This is a genomic window from Clostridium sp. B9, from assembly GCF_050509515.1.
Lineage (GTDB): Bacteria > Bacillota > Clostridia > Clostridiales > Clostridiaceae > Sarcina.
In genome coordinates, this window is record NZ_JBNWKA010000003.1 from 1710844 (window position 1) to 1733603 (window position 22760).

The following is a 22760-nucleotide window of genomic DNA, read 5'->3' on the forward strand; positions in this document are numbered from 1 at the left end:
ATGGGGATTATTATTTCAAGTAGTTTGATTGATGACCTTTTAGGTCAGATTAAAAAATTAAATGATGAAATTGATAAACTTAAAGGAAATAAATACTTTAAAAACCTTATTAATGAAGCAAAAAAATATATAATAGCTAATAAATATGACGAAGCAGAGAGAGTTTTAAAAAAAGCACTAATTATAAATTCAAGTTGTGCTGAAATTGAAAATTTACTTGGAATACTTGAAGAAAAAAGAGGAAATATTATACTAGCACAAAGATACTATAGAGCATCTTTAGCTTTTGATCCAAGTTATATTCCAGCTGATAATAATCTTAAAAGAACTGTTTTATATAATAGAGGTGAGACTAAAGTTGATTTTGGTTAATTAAAAAAATGATATTTTTTTAACAAATCCTTTGTAATGTGGTAAAATAGATTTTGAAAATTATTTTATTATATTACAAAGGATGATTAAAATGAAATACAAGAGACATTTAATATCATTAATACTTATAATGTTAATGGTAGCTTTCGCAGAGTACACAGGTGAAAGGGAAATTATATTTCCAGAGGTTGCTGCTTTAGTAGTTGGAGGTTGGATAGTAGAAAAACAACCTTGGAAGGTTAGTAAACTAGGAATGGTAACGCTTATGACTTTATGTTCTATGGTAGGAATTATTATAGTTAGATATGTACATATACCATTAACCTTACAGGTTTTAATTGGATTGCTTTTTACAGGTAGTTTGCTAAAGCTTACAAAAACTACTTTAGTTCCAATTGTTTCAGCATGTATATTACCAATTTTACTTAGAACGGAAACAATTATATATCCAATATCAGTATTTATATTAACTCTATTAATAGTTTCTATTCAATGTTTTATAAAAGAGAATAAAATAGAAGAAGTAAAGCATGAGCTGCAAAACGAAGTTAAGTTAGTTGAAAGTAGTTCAGATTATAGAAAAAAAGAAGCTATAAAGATGGCTAAAATTATTATAATAGTAGGGCTTTTAACATTACTAGCAATTAAAGTTGAAGAGAGTTTGCTAATAGCACCACCTTTAATTGTAGCATTTATTGAACTTACAAATGAACATTGTAAATTTAGAAAAAAATCTAAAAGATTATTGGTGTTATTTATAATTGCTGCTATTATAGGTGCTGGTTTTAGAATAGGATTAAATGAAATTTTAGGATTGCCATTATGGGTTTGTACAATTGGAACTGTTATTAGTATATTTATATGTTTTGAGAAGTTCAATATGTATTTTCCACCAGTAGCAGCTATTTCTATATTACCTATGCTCTTAAAGAGTAATCAGGTTTTATTTTATCCTTTACAGGTTGCTATAGGATGTAGTATTTTTATAGCTGTAGCAATGATTTTCTTTAAAGAAAAAAGGAATGAACTATGCAACAATGAATGTATATTAAAAAATACTATAAATACTTAAAAAATAGAGGTTAGTAATAGATATTACTAACCTCTATTTTTATTGTTTTTTATTATCTTCATCAATTGATGTGGCAGCAATTTCTTCTTCAACTATTCCTATACTATCCATAGTTAGGTCTTCTTCAGCTTCAACAACTTTTTCTAGTTTGGCAATAGTATTTGATTCTTTGCTTAAAACTTTTTTCTCATATCTTCTATATATTAGCCAAGCTAATAAGCCAAATATAATTGGGCCAGAAACTTGGAATGCAACAGATACATAGTCTTTTTCTGCTCCTGTTAAAGGCTTTATAATAGTAAATACGTTAGCAAAACCAACAGTAGCAGTTACTATTATAGATGCTATTAAAGAACCTTTATAAGTTTTGTAAACTTCAAATGGTTTTTCAATTTCTTTTTTCTTCTTAAAGAATGGGAATGCAAATGATAAGAACATATAAGGAATTGTCATTGCAACGTTACCCATAAGTATTAAGTGATCAAAGAACTTAGATGAATCATCTCCACCTAAAGAACATGCTAAGATAAATAATATAACTATTATTGCTTGAACCCACATAGCAGTAACAGGCATATTTTCTTTATTTAATCTTGTCCATTTTTTAGGCCAAATATCATTAGGAGTACCTTCTATTAATTGTTTTATTGGTGAATATGATAATGTGAAGTATGCACCAATAAGAGCTAAGAACATTGAAAGTCCAATGAACCTTGATAAGAAGTTTCCTAAAGCTGTACAAACCGCTGTACTTAATCCAAATGCTTGTCCAACATAGAATCCTAAGTAGTTTACAACTATATAAGCTATGTTAGCCATATTTACATCAGGGCCCATTAAGTCTCTATTCCAATTAACAAAGAAACCTATTGATAATATACCAACTGCATATCCTATAACTATTATGAATGCAGAAATCTTTATTCCTCTTGGGAAGTTTTTCTTTGGATTTTCAGTTTGGTCAACTAGTCCGCCAATAGCTTCTAATCCACCATAAGCAAATATTGCAAAAACAACGAAGCCTAGGACACCTAATGGTGATTGATAGGAAGGGTTAGGTGAATGTAAAAATTGATCCATATTAAATCCTTGTGCTGTATGGAATCCATTGCTTACTAAAACAATAAGACCTCCAAGAATTAATACAACGTTTGCTAAAGCAACAACAGTACCACCAATAGAAGTAATTTTTGAAATCTTGTTTAAACCTCTAGATGAAATGAATGTTATTGTTACAAGTAATAATATTCCTAATAAAGCAAGAGTTTGCGGACCTGAAAGTCCTAAAAATCTCCAAGATGCTGTAGTATCTTTTCCGGCAAATACATTTGATAATGGAATCCATATAGAAGAAGATACTGAAACCATCCATATAAGATTTGATGAAAACCACATAAAGGTAACTATGAATGCAAATTTTGGATTAACTGATCTTGCCATCCAAGAATATATACCACCTTTTTCTTTTCTAAATGCAGCTCCATATTCAGCCATCATGAATGCATATGGTATAAAAAATAATACGGCTGAAATTATGTACCATATAATACCGCTATAACCCATTAGATAGAAGGTTCTTGGCATATTAGTAAAGCCATAAACCGATGTGAATATCATAAGTATTAATGCGGTAAGGGTCAATTTGTTTTTTTCTTTTGATTTCATAAAACCACCTCTTAAAAATTTTACTTATAGAACCCTATTTTTATTAATTATACAAATAAAAAAAACTAAGTAAAGTATATTCTGTTAATAAATTCATTTATTGTTAACTAATTATTAATAAAAGTGATTAGAAACGAACTATATGAAGTAGTTATTGAATAAAAATTCGCTTATATTTATGCTAAAATCATAAAAATATATTGAACGATTAAACAGTTTTAACTTAAAATAGAAATAAAATCAATAAAATGGTAACTTGAGGTTTGAATTGGAATATAATTAAATATTAAAGCAAGGAGTGAAGTATATGAATGAATGAATTTTTTAATGTTGAGAAAATGAAATTTATAGATAGATTTTTTGAATATGTAGAATATGATGATATAAAGGATGATGATGAATATTTAATATTGGATCTTAGGACATTTAAGGAATTTGATTATAAGCATTTAGAAAAGAGCATACATTTTCCATTGCTTGATGATAAAATATCCTTGAGTTTGGAAGGGATGTTTGAGAATAAGACTTATTTTAAAACAATGATAAAATCTATATATTATATAATACCTAAGCTTTATTGTATAAACAAAAAGATAAAATCACTTGAAAATGATAAAAAGATTGTTTTAGGATGTAGGCATGCTCGGATTAGGAGTAGAGGTATTGCCATGTTTGTAAATATATTAGGTTCCAATACTAAGGTGTTAAAATTTGGAATAAACAATATTCTTAATATAAACAAAAAAGATATTTTGAAATAAGTGTAATAGGGAATATAACAAATGTAATTTTAAAATCATATAATTAAATATAGAAATCTTTTAGGTGGTTCAATGTCATTAGAAAAGCAAAGAGATTTATGGGTATTAGGAATTATATATTTTTTTATTGGAATGGTTATTTTTACAATTAAAGGATCTTACTTAGGTTTAATAAGCATATTAGCAGTAATTATAGTTAGTTTAAATGTACTTAAAGTAAATAAAGAACTTAGAACTAAAGAATTAAAAAACATAGAATAGAGAAGATGTAGTAACTTATTAAGGGGTGTATAGCTATTTTTCACTATTAAATTATAGGAATTAATATGAAACCATAGTAAGATATAACTAGAATAAAGCTTTTAGTATTACACAAAATATTATTGAGGTGATATTTAATGGGAAAAAATAAAAACAATAAAAAACACATAAATCATAACCCTCAAAGTGAGAGTACTAAAGCTGTTTTTGGAGAGCCAAAAGCTAAAGGAGATGAATTTACTCCAAAAACTTTTAAGTAAGTTAGAGTAGGTTTCTAAAATTTATAATATTAGCTGTCATTGTAAAATAAAAAAGGCAATTTATCTGCCTTTTTTATTTTATAAGCTTTAATAAAATTTCTGGTTAAATTTATTCTAAGAAATCTGTATCAACACAGTCTTCAAGGTGAGTTGCTCTATTTCTTCCATTTCTTTTAGAAATATATAAAGCTCTGTCTGAAAATTTAATAGCATATTTTAAATGTTTTATAGATTGAAGAGTAAATATACCTATACTAAAAGTAACATGATCTGAAACTTTAGAATAATTATGTTTTATATCAATTGTGTCTAAATTTTCTTTTGCTCTTTTTGCAAAGTTCATAGCAGTATGTTTATTTGCACCTTTTAATAAAACACAAAATTCTTCACCGCCATAACGAGCAACTATATCTTCTTTACGACAGTTTTGCTTTAATATGTTTGCTATATGTTTTAAAACTAAATCGCCTTCTTGATGACCATAGTTATCATTATATAGTTTAAAATAATCAACATCCACCATTAAAAAAGAAATTGGTAGTTCTTTTGATTTAATATTATTTATATATTGATCTAAAAATCTTCTATTATATATATTGCATAATCCATCCTTTATAGAATCTAATTTAGATTTTTTTGCTTTCTTAAAATAGAATATAATAAGTATTATCAAAGCTAGTGAAATCAATAATAATATTGTAATAGCTTCTTTCATAAAAGGAATTTCAGAGCTTTTTATTATATTATTATTTATGTAATATTTAAACTGATAGTCGTTTGTATCTAATATTTTAGTTTGCTTTTCATAATATTCGTTAATTAATAAATTTGCTTTTTCAGTATTACCTAAGTCTTTATAAATATCAATTCTTTCACTAAGTGAAAATAAGACAACGTAGGTAGCTCCTTCGTTATTTGCTAATTTTTCTAAATTTTCGAAATATTCTATTGATGTAGGATATTGACCTATTGCTTTGTAATAAAGTGCATATGATCTTTCTTTTAACATTTCTAGTTCAGAATACCTTGTATCAGTATTTTGTATTTCTAATTCTTTTATTTCTGAAATATATTCAGGTATTATATTGAGATTGTTATCGTAAATAGCTTCTAATATTCTATAAGAAAGATACATTATACTTAAATCTTGTGAATCAGATTCAGGAAGATTATTTAAGTATTTCTGAGCTTCATTTAAAGTAATCTTAAAATCAGTCATATCCTTTACAATCCAATAAATTTCAGCAAGATTTAATAGTGCATATTCTTTTAAATATGAGTTTTTATCATTTGTCTCTATATTACTATTTAATATATCATGAATGAGGTTTGTGCTTGTTACATAAGAGCCCATATATCTATATGCTAAAGACATATTTAACTTAATAACTAATTTCAAATCTTTATCAGCATACTTAAATGCCTCTTTATAGTTAGTTAGTGCATTTAGAAACTTTTCTTGTTTAAGATTGAGTATAGCTAAGTAATTATAGGCATCAAATTTATATTTATCAGGAAGCATTTTAAAGCTATCCTTGTTACCAATAATTGAGTAAATTTTATTTTGAGCTTCATTAAAATTTCTGTTATGTATATCTAGTTTTGCATTAAAAAATGTTGTATCTACTTTTTTTGAATAAGTCCTTATTTCTTTACTTCTCTTAAAAATATAGGAAGAACATCCAATTAATATGGATATAAGCAGTCCAATTGTAACCAAAACAAGATGTTTTTTCTTAACTTTAATCATAAATCCCCCTAAAGGTTAAAGTTTAATAGTTTTTTAGAATTTTGTATCGCACAATTTAAAAGTATACCATAAATATTAACAAAATGGATATTATTAATAGAAAAGAGATTTTAATTTTAGCATTTTCACATGAAAAATGAGAACATCTTAATTTAGTATCAGAATATACGTAGGATACATATTTTATATAGGAATATGTATTTTTTTGTTTGAAAATATAAAGTTTTAGATACTTAAATAAGATTATTGATGAAGAGGTGATTTTATGGCAGCATTTACATGTGACATATTTGCTTATCAAGTAGCTCAACCTGAACTTTCTCCAGGAGTTTTTGGGAATAGTCAATTTAGAAAGATAAATACTGTTAATGGAGATGTGGAAATAATAACTTATGATACTGGATTTAAGATAAATGCTATTGGATACAATACATTAGATAATTTCATTTATGGTTTTGCAACAATAGATTTAGGAGGAGGGAATTTTGAACAGCATCTAGTAAGAATTGAAGATGATGGTTCAACCACTGATTTAGGATTAGTTCCAAACTTACCTTTAACTAATGGAATAAATATTGGAGCATTTGATACTCAAGGATTTTTTTATATAGGACGCTCAGGAGATACTAACTATTATACTATAGATTTAAGACCTACATCAGCTAATTTTGGTCAACTAGTAGATCCTACGGCAGGTTACATTTTAGCTACTCCACCATATTATACATCACTGAATCCTCCGGTAACTAATAGTGGAGATTGGACATATAATCCTGTTGATGGGAAATTATATGCGGTTATAAATGGAAATACTCAGTTTGCAAGTATAAATCCAACAACTGGTTTAGTAACGCCACTTCTTACGCCAAATCCAGATGGTTTTCCATTAGATTATGGTGGAATGTTTTCTGATGCTGATGGGTTTATATATGGAATAAGTAATACTACAGGAGATATAATAAGGTGGCAAAATAATGGAGGAACAATGGAAGGAGTATTTTTTTCTCAAAGTTTAGGTACTAATAGAACTGATGCTACTTCTTGTGTAGAGATGAGAATACTTCTAGATTTTGGTGATGCACCTGATATTAGTTCTGGAAATGGAACTGGAGATTATACAACACTTCTAGCTAATGATGGTCCTAGACATTTAATAATAGATGGATTAAGACTAGGAACATTGATAACTTCAGAGCCAGATGCATATGAAAATCCAAATGCTACTGGTGATGATTTAGTTCAGGGAGTACAAGACGATGCTATAGTCTTACCAGTACCAGAGATTTTGGTTGGACAAGACTATAGTGTAGATATAACTTATACAAATAGTACAGGAGAGAATGCAAATATATATGCTTGGATAGACTTTAATATGGATGGAATATTTCAGTTGAACGAAGCGGCTACTCCAATAAGTGTATCATCATCTGCAACAAATCCTAGAACTGTAACACTTAATTTTACTCAGCCTGTAGGCACTATTTTAGCACCATTAGATACAACTTTCATGAGAATTAGAATAACTACAGAGAATTTAATAAATGGTAATAATAACCTTGCGTTAGAGGATACAAGATCAATTGGTGTAGCTTTAGATGGAGAGGTTGAGGATTATCTAATAGAAGTAACTAGCTTAAATATTGAAGGAACAGTTTGGTATGATACAAATTGTAATGGAATAAGAGACGTTGGAGAACCTCTTGCAGAAGGAATTGTTGTGGAGCTTTATGAAGAAAGCGATTTAGAAAATCCAATAGATTTTACTACAACAGATGCAAATGGTTTTTATGAGTTTAATAATTTAAATGAAGGGGTTTATTATGTTAAAGTTATAAAACCAGATGAGTATGAGTTTACATTGGTAAATGTAGGAGCCAATGATAGCATAGATTCAGATGTTAATAAAACAAATGGAATATCTGAACCTATAGATTTGAACAGAGATAATCAATTAGTTACTATAGATGCTGGTTTATGTAGATTAAATAAGATATCAGGACAGGCATTCTATGATTGTAATAATAATGGGATATTAGATGATGGAGAACCATTTTTATGTGGAGTCCCAATTACTTTAATAAATGAAGATGGAATAGAAGTAGAAACAGTAATAACTGATTGTGATGGATATTATGAATTTAAAAATTTAGAAGCAGGAACTTATACAATTAGAGTGGTTGCACCTCCAGGAACCAATATAGTTACTCCTGTGCCAGCTGAATATTATGGATCAAAACCAGATTCAGTAACTGGAGAATTCCAAGTTACTTTGACAACTTTTGATTATTTACAAGGATTTGTCGGATTTAAGGGAGATTTTAAACTAGATAATAAATATTGTATAAAATGTAATCAATTTAATAATTATGGATGTGGATTTTAGATTATAAAATAAGGAGGTGAGAACATGCCTTTTCAATGTAGTACAATCTTTTATCAGTTTGCGGGAAATCCTAGTAGGATTTATGAAATAAACCTTGTAACTGGAAAAATTGAGCAAGTAGCAACATTAGACATAGCTTTAAATGGAATAGCTTATAATCCTATAGATAATTTGATTTATGGAATTAAAGAGCCTGGTGGTGGAGTATATACTGTAGATTCAGATTTCACCTATACTCAATTGCCTACACCAACAGGGTTAGGAACTTTATCATTTAACTCAGGAACATTTGATCAATCAGGTTATTATTATCTTAATAGCTCGGGTGGTAATACTTTATATGTTATAGATTATAATCCATCAAGATCTACCTATGGAAAATTGGTAGATCCAACAGCTGGATATACCGAGCAGACTGGACCAACTTATGGTATTCCAATAACAGCACCTACAAGTCCATTAGGTATACCAGACATAGCTTGGAATACTGCAACAAATCAGCTTTGTGGAGTCTTAAATAATGGAACTTTAAGATGTATAGATCCTATTACGGCTACGGCATCAGATATCCCGGGGGTATTAGGTCCAGCTTCATATGGGGCCGCTGGTTCATTTAAAAATGATCAAATGTTTTTTCCAACTAATAATACTTTTGAAATAGCTAGAGTAATAAGTGATGGAATAACTGCCGATGGAACAGTTATATCAAATACAGATGTTGCTTTTAGTGTTAATGATGGGACAACTTGTATAAATGTTGACTTTTTAATAGATTTTGGAGATGCGCCAGATACTGGTCCTGGAAATGGAGCGGGTAATTATTCAACATTATTAGCTAATAATGGGCCAAGACATGGAATTGTAAATGAATTATATTTAGGGGTAACAGCTACTGGAGAACTTGATGCATATGAAGATCCTCAGGCTTTAGGTGATGATATGGTTGAAGGAATACAGGATGATGGAGTATTAACACCAGTAACCTTTTTAATTACTGGTGATGACACTTATAAAGTTACGGTTAATTATTTAAATAACACAGGGAAAAATGCAAATCTTTATGGGTGGATTGATTTTAATGAAGATGGTATTTTTCAGTTAGAAGAGTCAGCTAACTTTATTCCAGTAATACCTAGTGGACCAACACCTAGCCAAGTAGAATTAGAATTTACTGTTCCACCTGGTTCAACATTGCAAAGCGGTGATCAAGCATTTATGAGGTTAAGATTAACAAGTGATATTCTTGAAAATACCAATGTATTGCCAACTGAAGAGGATACAAGGAGTTTAGGGCCTGCCTCTGATGGAGAAGTAGAAGACTATCTTGTGGAAGCTACTAACTTAAATATAACAGGAGTAGTTTGGTTTGATGAGAACTGTAATGGAATTAGAGAAGGGGGAGAACCATTTTTAGAAGGAATAGCAGTAAAACTTTTTAGCGAAAGTGATCCGAACAATCCTATTGATGTGAGAATAACTGACGCTAGTGGTGCTTATTCTTTTTTAAATATGCCAAGTGGAAATTATTTTATAAAAGTAGAACTTCCAAATGGATATGAGTTTACAATTCCCAATGTAGGTAATAATGATACTGTAGATTCAGATGTAAATACAGATGGAACATCTAGTGTTTTTGAACTTTCTTTAAATAATCAATTAGAAATAATTGATTCAGGATTATGTAAATGCTTTGATATATCTGGTCAAGCTTTTTATGACTGCAATCAAAATGGAGTGTTAGATGCAGAAGAACCATTGATATGCGGAATAAATGTAACGCTATTTAATTCAATAGGGCAACAAATTGGATGTATGGTAACAGATTGTGAGGGATATTATATTTTTGAATGTTTAAACCCAGGAGATTACCAAGTTGTATTTCAACCTTTAGCAGGAACAAATTTTACAACACAAAATTTAACTTCCTATTATGGCTCAAAGCCAAATTCAACAACTGGTATAGCGGATATAACATTAACTGATTCAAATATTTTAAATGTATATGCTGGATTTTCAGGTTCTTTTGAACTAAACATGAAATATTGTTTGGATTGTAATCCAGCTAAAGATTGTACTAGATGTAATAATTGTCAAAAGTGCAGGTGTTATAATAAGGGACCTTTAGATTTTGGTTCCAATAGCTGCGATTTTAATTTTTTAAATTCTTAAGATTTATTAGTAGGAGGATAAGGTTTGCCTCCTACTAATTTCATATAAGAAGAAATGAGAGCAGAATTGATTTAAAAATATGAAGTAGGTTAAGATACAGCAATTTATAAAAATACGTTTAATAATAAAGTTAAATTTAGAGAAGTAAAGTATGAATATAGAAATTATGAATTAATTATCAATAAAAGGATATTTAGAGTTATGGAGGTTATTAATGTATCTTATGAAATAGAAATTGCATAGGATGTAAAAGGAAAATAACATGAGACTTTTCTGGTATACTTACAAATTTAGAGCGTTTGCATGATTTTACAATGATCATAGGAGAATTAAGATATGAAATATTTTATAGAATATGATTATTTTTGCAAGAAATATAATTGTTAATAAAACTAAGTAAGGAGGATTAATATGACTCTTATAAATAGATTTGCTACAACTAAAAGAGGTTCAATGATATTTACTGGTAATACATTAGGGCTTACAGATGCACTAGGTCAAGCTAAAGCTTTTATAACTTTCGATTTAGGGCAACAGGTTCCAGGTTATCCAGCAGGTACTACTTTGACTTGGCAGGATAATGGGTCAGCAGCACAATTGAATTTACTAGCAGGAAGTACTGTTTTATATGCAGAGCTTCAATGGGGAGGAGTATTTACTAATGGAACTCAGGATGTAAGTGCATTTATAGATGATGCAATAACATTTAATACACCAAGTGGATCATTTAGTTTAGTATCGGATGCAGCTACATCGGTAGAATTTGGAAGTTATTATTCTAGAAGTGTAGAAGTAACAAATTTAATTGAAAATGGTGGAAATGGAACATATAGTGTAGAAGGGGTACCTGCTACTATTTTAGGATTAAATAATACGGTAGGATGGACTTTAGGAGTAATATATGAAAATCAATTGTTACCAATACAAAACATGAGTATATATTCTGGAATACAATATATAAATGGACCTCTTTCTCCAATAGATTTTACATTAGATGGATTTATTACAAAATCATCAGGTACTGTTCAAGGAAGAGTTTTAATTTCAGCTATGGAAGGTGATCCAGGTGGAACAGGAGATCAACTTTTAATTGGTCCTAATACCGGTAGTTTAGTTAATTTAAGTGGACCTAACAATGCGGTTAATAACTTTTTTCAATCTAATATAAATAATGGAGACTCAGAAAGTCCTAATGTTGGTCAAATTGATACTTCAGGAACTTTTGGTAATTTAAATCAGCCAACTTTACCAGCAAGATATGGATGGGATATAACAAATGTATCATCGAATAATTTTATGAATAATCAAACATCTGCAGTAGTTCGTTTAACAAGTGTTGGAGATGGATTATCTGTTCCTTTAATGGGAATACAACTTGATGCTGTTTTTATAGATTATGGAGATGCACCAGATACAAGTGCAGGAAATGGACCAAATGATTATAGCACTTTATTTGCGAATAATGGACCAAGTCATGGTATAGTTAATGAACTTTATTTAGGAACACAAGTGACTGGTGAAGATGATGCATATCAAAATTCATCAGCAACAGGAGATGATATTATTGAAAACATACAAGATGATGGAGTAATAATTCCAGTTGTATTTTCAGAAGGTACCAATATATATTCAGTAGATTTAAGCTATACAAATAATACAGGTTCTAATGCAAATATATATGCATGGATAGATTTTAATAGAGATGGAATATTTCAATTAGAAGAAGGAATATCTCCAATAAGTGTAAGTAGTAGTACAACTAATCCAAGAACAATTACACTTTCATTTGTTGTTCCTGGAAGAACTGTTCTTATGAGTGGAGATACAACATTCATGAGAATACGAATAACTACGGATACTTTAACAAATACTAATGTTCTTCCAATTGAAGAAGATACTAGAAGTTTAGGCGTTGTAAGTGATGGTGAAGTTGAAGATTATTTAGTTAATATAGTATCTGGACCAAGCTTTTTATGTGAACCTACAGCATATCAAGTTATAGCTGAAACTAATCCAAATACAGGGCTTCCTTTTAATAGTCAGTTTAGAAGTATAGATCCAGTAACAGGAGAAGTAACAGTAATAAATTCAAATATGGGAGCTATAATGAATGCTATAGCTTATAATCCAATAGACAACTATATATATGGTATTTATGATGTTAATGATCCAAATGCAGGGAATTTAGCGAGAATATCAGCAGATGGAGTAGTTACGAATTTAGGTCCAATTCCAAATCTTTCAAATTTAAATATGACAAATGGAGCCATAGACAATAGAGGATTTTTCTATTTAAAAAACCAAGGAGACGATGAATACTTTGTTGTTGATTTAAGGAGTGGTTCAGCAAACTTTGGACAACTTGTAGACCCTACAGCTGGTTATATCTTGGCAACACCTCCATATTCAACTCCAATAGCACCGGCTATTGGAAACAGCTCTGGAGATTGGGTTTTTAATCCTATAGATAACCTTTTATATACCACAGCAGGAGGACAATTTTATACTATAGGCCCTACAACTGGAATATCAACACCTATTCCAACGGAAGCTGGATTTCCATATGATTATGGAGGAATGTTTAATGATGCAAATGGATTTATTTATGGTATAAATAATCCTACTGGAGCTATTATAAGGTGGCAGGATGTGGGAGGTACAATGGATGGAGATTTCTTCTCAATATCAGGACCTTCTCAAAGGCAGGATGCCACAATGTGTATAAGAGCTAGTATTTTAATGGACTTTGGAGATGCACCAGATACAAGTTTAGGAACTGGTATTGGTAATTATAACACTTTATTAGTTAGCAATGGACCAAGACATGGCATAGTAAATAATTTAACCTTAGGAACTCAAGTAACTTCGGAGGATGATGCACGTCAAAATGTTACAGCTACTGGAGACGATATTCCAGCTAGCATTCAAGATGATGGTCCAATTGGAATATTAGAACCAATAATAGGTGGAAATTCAACTTATACATTACCAATAAGCTACGTTAATGATACTGGAGAAACAGCCATAATTTATGCTTGGGTAGATTTTAATAGGAATGGAATATTTGAGTTGCAAGAAGGAATAAGTGTCCCTGTACCTTCAAGTGGAACAAATCCAAGAGTTGAAAATTTAGTATTTAATATTCCACCAGGAACCACATTTACTTCAGGAGATTTAACATTTATAAGAACAAGAATAACAACGGATAACTTAGTGAATTCAAATATTTTAGCAACACAGGAAGATACCCGTTCTCTTGGTCCAGCTTCAGATGGAGAAGTTGAGGATTATCAGGTAGAAATTATAGTTTTAAACATTGAAGGAACAATATGGTATGACTTAAATTGCAATGGAATAAGAGAAGTTGGAGAACCCTTAGCTGAAGGAATAACAGTAGAACTTTATGATGCTAACAATGCGAATCTTCCATTAGAAGTAACTACTACTGATAGTAATGGTTTTTATAGCTTTAATAATTTACCTTCAGGAGAATATTATGTGAAAGTTATTTTACCAAGTGGATATGAATATACACTATCTAATATTGGAAACAATGATTCCATAGATTCAGATGTAGATGGGGCATTAGGAGAATCACCAGTTTTTGAATTATCAGCACAAAATCAATTAGAAATAGTTGATGCTGGACTTTGTAGATTAAATAAAATAACTGGCCAAGCATTCTTTGATTGTAATGAAGATGGAATTTTTGATTTAGATGAAAAGCTTCTTTGTGGAGTTGTTATAACTCTTTTAAATGAATATGGAGTAGAACTTGGAACTGTTAGTACTGATTGTGATGGAAGATATGAGTTTACAGATTTGCCTCCTGGAACTTATACCGTTATAGTTACTAACCCAAGTGAAATGACTTATGTTGTTCCTGTACCAGGGGATTTTTATGGGTCTAAGCCAGATAATATAACTGGAGAATTTCAAGTAACACTAACAAATGAGGACTATTTGCAAGGATTTGCAGGATTTACAGGTGGATTAGGATTGAAAATGGAATTTTGCATAGAGTGCTCACTTTTCTGTAATACATGTTCTAAAAATCTTGAGACTGTAAATAAATCATGTGTTTGCACGCAAAATGAAGATACATGTATTTCATGCAATAATCAGTGTATAGGTTGTAAAAATAAAAGAAGTAATAGAAAAAATAGAACCAATAGTGGTATTTGTTCAGAATGTAATGAAGGATGCAAGCAATAGATAATATTATTTTTTAAGGATAATAAAATATTTTTGATTTATTTTATTATCCTTATTTGATTTATATGAAAGGAGAGAAATATGGCTTTTCAATGTAATTCATTTGCATACCAGTTTGCCGGAAGTCCTACTGAAGTTTTCCTAATAGATTTAATAACAGGGATTTCAACTAAAATTGGAGATTTAGGTGGTATTGACGTAAATGCAATTGGTTTTAATCCAGTTGATAATCTTATATATGGCTATGACCAGAGTAATAGGGAAATAGTTAGTGTTGATGAAAATTTAAATGTAACAACACTAACTCCAAGACCAACAGGACTTCCAAATATTCAGGGGTTTACTACAGGAACCATAGATCCTAATGGTTACTATTATATGTATGGAGCAACACTAAATAGATTTTTTGTGGTTGATTTAGATTCTTCAAGAAGTACTTATGGTAAATTGGTTGACTCTACAATGGGATATATTGAACAAACTGGGCCAAATTATGGAGTGCCTTTTAGCCCTTCCGGGAGTATAACTATACATGATTGGGCATGGAATACTGATAATAATACCTTGTTTGCTATTATAATAGGTGGAACTGGAGTATCTATAAACCCTTTAACTGGAAGTAGGACAACTCTTTCTACAAGTGGATTGCCGGGTGGTATATATGGAGCAATATTTTCTTATGCAGATGGGCAAGTTTTTGCAATAAGAAATACTAGTGGTGTTGTATATAGAATGAATTTTAATTCTACATTTACAAGTGTAAATGCAGATATATTTTCACAGTCAGCCTCGGCAGATACTAATGATGGTGCCAATTGTATTGATGCAATTTTATTGGCTGATTTTGGAGATGCACCAGATGTTAGTTCAGGTAATGGGCCTAATGATTATAGTACTCTTTTAGCGAATAATGGACCAAGACATGGAATAATAAATAATCTAAAATTTGGAACAGATGTTACATCAGAATCAGATGCTTATGAAAGTCCAGATGCTAGAGGTGATGATTTAAGTCAAGGTGTGCAAGATGATGCTTTTAAGTATTATCCAACCTATGAAGTAGGGCAGCCAATACTTTCATTAGAAGTTACTTATACTAATGATACAGGTGAAAATGCTAATATTTATGGGTGGATTGATTTCAATCAAAATGGGATTTTTGAGCTTGAAGAAGCTTCAACTGTAGTTCAAGTTCAATCAAGTACAAATAATCCAAGAAAGGCAATATTAAATTTTAATGTTCCAGCTAGTAGCACATTAATTGTTGATGATAAAACATTTTCAAGGTTTAGAATAACAACTGATACTTTAATTAATACTAATGTCCAACCAGGTGATGAGGATACTAGAAGTTTAGGAGGAGCATCAGATGGAGAAGTAGAGGATTTTATATTGCTAGCAACTTTACCTCAATTTGAGTGTAATACTAAGGGGTATCAATTTTATGGGATACCTACAAGTGTACTTGAGATAGATTTAATTACAGGTGAGGCCACTATAGTTGCTAGTAATATAAGTGCTGGAACTATAAATGCAATAGGATATAATCCAAAAGATAATCTTATTTATGGTATAAGGACTGGTGCCGGCGGAGCAAATGATGGTCTAGTAAGGGTAGATAGTAACTTTAATGTCTATAAATTACCTACTCCAGTAGGTTTACCAACAGGAACATTTTATAATACTGGCGCAATAGATGATAATTCTTATTATTATATTTATAATGGGTTGAGCACTAGATTTTATGTTATAGATGTTGATTCTACAAGAAGTACTTATGGGCAGTTAGTTGATTCTACTCAAGTAAATCCTATAACAGGAGATTTTTTACCAGATACTTCTCCTTATGGAGTTCCATTTGTACCAACTGGATCAATATTAACAGCTGATTGGACTTATAATCCTATCGATGGAAAACTATATACTGTAGAAACAAATACAGGTGTTGTATGGTCGGTTGATCCTGAAACTGGTATAAGAACAAGTTTAACAACAACAGGGCTACCACCTCAGGGATATGGTGGTATGTTTTCTTATGCCAATGGCTATATTTTTGCCATAAATAACAATACTGGTCAAATATATAGAATAGATTTAAATGATACTTTTACAGAGGCTACGGGAATATTATTTTCTCAATCAGTTCCAAATGGATTTAATGATGGTACTGCTAGTTGTTTAGCTTCAGCCTTTCTTATTGATTTTGGAGATGCTCCAGATATATCAAGTGGAAATTCACAAGGTGATTATTCAACATTATTAGAAAATAATGGTCCAAGGCATGGAATTATAGATGAATTAAGATTGGGTATTGAAGAAACAAGTGAGGGAGATGCATATCAAAACACTCAAGCAGATGGTGATGATCAAAACCAAGGAATACAAGATGATGGTGTTATAATTCCGATAGAATTTGAGGAAGGAAGTACAAATTATAAAATAAGTGTAAGCTATACTAACGAAACGGGTGAAGATGCATATATATACGCATGGATAGATTTCAATAAGGATGGTATTTTTCAACTTGAAGAAGGTATAAGTCCTGTAGTTGTTAGTTCAGATATAATAAATCCTAGAACTATAGATTTGAATTTTAATGTTCCATCAAGTTCAACATTAGTAAGTGGAGATATAAGTTATTTAAGAATAAGGATAACAAGAGATGTTCTTATTAATAATAATACACAACCTAATCAAGAAGATACAAGAAGTATAGGACCAGCATCAGATGGAGAAGTTGAAGACTATATTTTAAATGTTATAAGAAATAATTTGGATTTTGGAGATGCTCCTGATACTGGAATTGGAAGTGGACCTAATAATTATAGTACCTTAGCAATATCAAATGGGCCAACTCATAGTGCAATAGAAGGCTTAAGGCTTGGAGTAGAAGTAACTATAGAACTTGATGCATATGAAAATTCTACAGCAACAGGAGATGATATTTCACAAGGGATACAAGATGATGGAGTTATTACTCCAATAGAATTTTTAGAAGGAGAGAAGATTTATTCTTTAGATGTTAGTTATACAAATAGTACTGGAGGAGATGCTAATCTATATGCTTGGATAGATTTTAATAGAGATGGAATATTTCAATTAGAAGAAGGAATAACACCATTAATTGTAACTTCAGATTCAGTAAATCCAAGAAGTATAAATATTCAATTTCGAGTTCCAATTACAGTATCACTAAAAGCTGGAGAGACAACATTTCTTAGAATTAGATTAACAACAGAAAATCTATTGAATACTAACACGTTACCTACAGAGGAGGATACTAGAAGTTTAGGACCTGCAATAGATGGGGAGGTTGAGGATTATCTAGTTACTGTAACATCTAGACCAAGTTTTCTATGTGAACATACAGCATATCAAGTTATAGCTGAAACTAATCCAAATACAGGTATTCCATTCAATAGTCAGTTTAGAAGTATTGATCCGGTAACAGGAAAAGTAACAGCAATAAATTCAAATATGGGAGCTATAATGAATGCCATAGCTTATAATCCAATAGACAACTATATATATGGTATTTATGATGTTAATGATCCAAATGCAGGAAATTTAGCAAGAATATCAGCTGATGGAGTGGTTACAAATTTAGGGCCAATTCCTAATCTTCCTAACCTAAATATAACAAATGGAGCCATAGATAATAATGGATTCTTCTATTTAAAGAACCAAGCTGATGATGAGTATTTTGTCGTTGATTTGAGAAGTGGTTCAGCAAATTTTGGACAACTTGTAGACCCAACTGCAGGATATGTTTTAGCAACGCCACCATATTCAACAACTATAGCCCCTGGAATAGGTTCAACATCAGGAGACTGGGTATTTAATCCTGTAGATAATTTATTATACACCTTTGCATCGGGACAATTCTATACAATAGTACCTACAAGTGGGGTTTCATCTCCAATTCCAACTGAAGCTGGTTTTCCAGGTGGATATGGAGGTATGTTTAATGATGCCAATGGATTTATCTATGGTATAAGTAATCCTACTGGAAATATTATAAGATGGCAAAATGTTGGAGGAACTATGGATGGAGATTTCTTCTCTGTATCAGGACCAGCCCAAAGACAAGATGCCACAATGTGTATAAGAGCTAGTATTTTAATAGATTTTGGTGATGCTCCAGATACGAGTTTAGGAACTAGCACTAATAATTATAATACATTATTAGTTAGTAATGGACCAAGACATGGAATAGTAAATAATTTAACATTAGGAAGACAGATCACCTCAGAAAATGATGCACTTCAAAATTCAGCGGCAACAGGAGATGATATTTTAGCTGGAATTCAGGATGATGGTCCACTTGGAATATTAGAACCAATAATAGGTGGATATTCAACTTATACATTACCAATAAGCTACGTTAATGATACCGGAAAAACTGCAATAATTTATGCTTGGGTAGATTTTAATAGGGATGGAATATTTCAGTTAGAAGAAGGAACAAGTGTTGCAGTAGTCTCAGATACCACAAATCCAAGAGTTGAAAATCTAATTTTTAATATACCATCAGGAACTACGTTTAATTCAGGGGATTTAACCTTCATAAGGACTAGAATAACAACAGATAACTTAGTAAATTCAAATATTTTAGCAACACAGGAGGATATTCGTTCTCTTGGTCCAGCTTCAGATGGAGAAGTTGAGGATTATCAGGTTGAGATTATAGTTCTCAATATTGAGGGAACAGTATGGTATGACTTAAATTGTAATGGAATAAGAGACGTTGGTGAAACTTTAGCTGAGAGAATAACAGTAGAACTTTATGATGTTAACAATTCTAATCTCCCATTAGAAGTAACAACTACTGATAGTAATGGTTTTTATAGCTTTAATAATTTACCTTCAGGAGAATATTATGTGAAAGTTATTTTACCAAGTGGATATGAATATACACTTTCTAACGTTGGAAACAATGATTCAATAGATTCAGATGTAGATGAGGCATTAGGAGAATCACCAGTTTTTGAATTATCAGCACAAAATCAATTAGAAATAGTTGATGCTGGACTTTGTAGATTAAATAAAATAACTGGCCAAGCATTTTTTGATTGTAATGAAAATGGGATAGTGGATTCTAGTGAGAAGTTTCTTTGTGGAGTTAAGATAACTCTTTTAAATGAAGATGGAGTAGAAATTGGTACCGTAAGTACAGATTGTGATGGAAGGTATGAATTTGCTGATTTATATCCAGGAACTTATACCGTGATAGTGACCAATCAAAATAAAATGACTTATACTAGTCAAGTTTTAGGTGCTTTTTATGGGTCTAAGCCAGATAATATAACTGGAGAATTTCAGGTAACACTAACAAGTGAGGACTATTTACAAGGGTTTGCAGGATTTATAGGCGGATTAGGATTGAAAATGAAATTTTGTATAGATTGCTTATTTTTCTGCAATACATGCTCTAAAAAACTTGAAACTGTGAATAAATCCTGCATTTGCTCAGAAGATGAAAATCGTTGTACAGTATGTAATAAACAGTGTATTGGATGCAAGAAAAAAATAAGTAATAGGATATATAGAAGGAATATAGATTAAATAGTACTCTATATTTGTACTTAGTAAAGAGTGTATCTTATGGAAGAAAAAATGCATAGGATGTAAAAGGAAAATAATAAAAATAGAGAAAAATATGATTGAATTTAATTATTTTAGCATATAAAGGAGGGTAAAAATGGCTTTAGTAAATAGAATAAGTGTTACTAAAAATGGTGCCATGGTTTTTACAGGAAATACTCTTGGATTAAGCAATAACAATTTAGATGTAGGTGCATTTATAACATCAAATTTGGCAAGTCAAGTTCCCGGATTTCCACCTGGTACAACAACTTTGTGGCAAGATAATTCATCCTCAGCTCAACTTAATATACCAGCAACTGCTACTGTGCTTTATGCTGAACTTCAGTGGGGTGGAACAGCAAGTGATCTTGATGGATCAAATGTTTTTCCATTTATAGATAATCCGGTAACATTTACAACACCTGCTGGAAGTACAAATGTAGTATCAGATCCAATAACGGCACAACAACTTAATATTGGACCAGTATATTATTCTAGAAGTCAAGATGTAACTGATTTAGTTAAGGCTGCTGGAAATGGGACTTATACTGTGTCTGGAGTTCCAGCAACAATAACAGGACTAAATAGTGCAGTTGGGTGGACTTTAGGAATAATATATGAAGATCCTACTTTACCATTACAAAACATGACATTATTTTCTGGTATAGAGGGAGTACGCTCTGCTGCACCGCCAGCTGATTTTCCAGTGTCAGGATTTATTACGCCTCCTACAGGAAATGTTAGTGCTAGGTTGTTGGTAGCTGCTATGGAAGGTGATTTAGGGCTTTCAGGAGATCAGGCTTTATTTGGACCAGATGCTAATGATTTGGTAGTTTTATCAGGCCCTAATAATTCGGCGACCAATTTTTTTCATTCAGCTATAAATTATGCTGATTCTGAAAGTCCTAATGTAGGTCAACTAGATACAACGGGAACATTTGGAACATTGAACTTACCAACACTTCCTGCAAGATATGGATGGGATATAACTAATGTTGGTTCTCAAAATTTAAATAATAATGAGACATCTGCTTTATTTAGACTAACTACATCTGGGGATGGATATACTGTTCCTTTGGTTGGAATACAAGTAGATGCATATGCTCCAGTTGTAGAAATAAATAAATTAGCTGATAAAGATGAGATTGTATTAGGAGAAAAAATTAAATATAGATTAGAAATAAATAATAACGGTATGTTAAGTAGTGACAATTTAACTATATTAGATTATGTGCCACCAGGAACTAAGTTGGATTTAAATAGTATAAATGTCATTGGTGCAACTGGACCAATAGTTGATTATAGTATAGAGAGTGCTTTGAATATAGAAGTAGGTCCTTTAGATATAAATCAAATTGTTGTTATTGAGTATGAAGTTTTTACAGATGAAAATACAACGGTTCCCATTGAAAATAATGGTGAAGTTTTTTACACATATACATCAGGAAATGTTACAGAATCAGGAAGTGCAATGTCAAATTTGGTTGTAACTAATGTGGTACCTTCTTTGATAGATGGAGTGGTTTGGTATGATTTAAATTGTGATGGAATACGTGATGTTGGTGAACCATTAGCGGAAGGAGTAACAGTGCAATTATTTGATATAAATAATCCTGATAAGCCAGTGAATACAACTACAACAGATGCAATTGGAGCTTTTCAATTTGTAAATGAGTTAGCAGGAAACTACTATATAAAGGTTATATCTCCTAATGGATATGGATTTACTTTATGGAATGCTGGTAATAATGATAGTATTGATTCCGATGTTGACCCTACAAATGGACAAACAGTAAGCTTTGTGCTAAATGCAAGTACAACTCCAATTACTAGAGATGCTGGTCTTTGTAGATTAAATAAGATAACTGGGCAGGCGTTTTATGATTGTAATGGTGATGGAATATTAAATAACAATGAGCCTTTCTTATGTGGAGTAATAATTATGCTATTAGATGAGAATGGAGTTGAAATTGATAATACAGTTACAGATTGTAATGGATATTATGAATTCAAAGGATTATCAGCAGGAGATTATACAGTTCATGTAATAGCACCACCAGGTACTAGCTATGTTACACCAGTTCCAGGAGATTATTATGGATCTAAACCAGATGAAACAACAGGAGAATTTTCTGTTACACTTACAAACTCAGATTATTTACAAGGCTTTGCAGGATTTAGAGGAGATTTAAGTATGGATATGAAATATTGCATAGAATGTGATCCTTGTTGCAAGAAATATAATTGTTAATAAACTAAGGAAGGA

The 22760-nt window shown here is 30.9% G+C and carries 12 protein-coding genes; 10 read left to right on the forward strand and 2 right to left on the reverse strand.

Going from position 1 to position 22760, the window contains the following annotated elements; translation table 11 throughout:
* Complete coding sequence (locus ACQZHJ_RS07735) at positions 1–372, forward strand: hypothetical protein (protein WP_430484972.1); 372 nt, start codon at positions 1–3, stop codon at positions 370–372.
* A 91-nt stretch (positions 373–463) separates the two neighbouring features.
* On the forward strand, positions 464–1444 hold the full coding sequence (locus ACQZHJ_RS07740; RefSeq protein ID WP_430484973.1) for a hypothetical protein: 981 nt from the start codon (positions 464–466) through the stop codon (positions 1442–1444).
* Between the two features lie 39 nt (positions 1445–1483).
* Here ACQZHJ_RS07740 and yjeM read toward each other — a convergent pair whose 3' ends face one another.
* A complete protein-coding gene (gene yjeM, locus ACQZHJ_RS07745) occupies positions 1484–3109 on the reverse strand; it encodes a glutamate/gamma-aminobutyrate family transporter YjeM (protein ID WP_430484974.1) in 1626 nt (541 codons plus the stop codon).
* A 311-nt stretch (positions 3110–3420) separates the two neighbouring features.
* On the opposite strand from yjeM, the gene ACQZHJ_RS07750 reads away from it, so the two are divergent.
* The 3 genes from ACQZHJ_RS07750 to ACQZHJ_RS07760 all read left to right on the forward strand — a co-directional run bounded on the left by ACQZHJ_RS07750 (position 3421) and on the right by ACQZHJ_RS07760 (position 4391).
* Positions 3421–3870: a rhodanese-like domain-containing protein gene (locus tag ACQZHJ_RS07750; RefSeq protein WP_430484975.1), complete on the forward strand. Its 450-nt coding sequence runs from the start codon at positions 3421–3423 to the stop codon at positions 3868–3870.
* A 72-nt stretch (positions 3871–3942) separates the two neighbouring features.
* On the forward strand, positions 3943–4131 hold the full coding sequence (locus tag ACQZHJ_RS07755) for a hypothetical protein (protein ID WP_430484976.1): 189 nt from the start codon (positions 3943–3945) through the stop codon (positions 4129–4131).
* A 137-nt stretch (positions 4132–4268) separates the two neighbouring features.
* Positions 4269–4391, forward strand: coding sequence for a CPC_1213 family protein (locus ACQZHJ_RS07760; protein WP_430484977.1), 123 nt, complete (start codon positions 4269–4271; stop codon positions 4389–4391).
* A gap of 109 nt (positions 4392–4500) precedes the next feature.
* Here ACQZHJ_RS07760 and ACQZHJ_RS07765 read toward each other — a convergent pair whose 3' ends face one another.
* The gene (locus tag ACQZHJ_RS07765) at positions 4501–6141 is read right to left on the reverse strand and encodes a diguanylate cyclase (protein ID WP_430484978.1); all 1641 of its coding nucleotides are present in this window, start codon (positions 6139–6141) and stop codon (positions 4501–4503) included.
* 265 nt (positions 6142–6406) lie between these two features.
* Here ACQZHJ_RS07765 and ACQZHJ_RS07770 point away from each other — a divergent pair, with 265 nt between their 5' ends.
* The 5 genes from ACQZHJ_RS07770 to ACQZHJ_RS07790 all read left to right on the forward strand — a co-directional run bounded on the left by ACQZHJ_RS07770 (position 6407) and on the right by ACQZHJ_RS07790 (position 22745).
* Entirely contained in the window at positions 6407–8524 is a 2118-nt protein-coding gene (locus ACQZHJ_RS07770; RefSeq protein ID WP_430484979.1) for an SdrD B-like domain-containing protein, read from the forward strand.
* Positions 8525–8548: 24 nt separating this feature from the next.
* A complete protein-coding gene (locus tag ACQZHJ_RS07775; RefSeq protein ID WP_430484980.1) occupies positions 8549–10693 on the forward strand; it encodes an SdrD B-like domain-containing protein in 2145 nt (714 codons plus the stop codon).
* A 411-nt stretch (positions 10694–11104) separates the two neighbouring features.
* Positions 11105–14908 (forward strand): SdrD B-like domain-containing protein, encoded by a 3804-nt coding sequence (locus ACQZHJ_RS07780; protein ID WP_430484981.1) that lies wholly within the window; start codon positions 11105–11107, stop codon positions 14906–14908.
* An 81-nt stretch (positions 14909–14989) separates the two neighbouring features.
* Positions 14990–20473, forward strand: coding sequence for a DUF6923 family protein (locus ACQZHJ_RS07785; protein WP_430484982.1), 5484 nt, complete (start codon positions 14990–14992; stop codon positions 20471–20473).
* A 136-nt stretch (positions 20474–20609) separates the two neighbouring features.
* Positions 20610–22745, forward strand: a complete 2136-nt coding sequence (locus ACQZHJ_RS07790) for an SdrD B-like domain-containing protein (protein WP_430484983.1) — start codon at positions 20610–20612, stop codon at positions 22743–22745.
* The last annotated feature ends 15 nt before the right edge of the window (positions 22746–22760 follow it).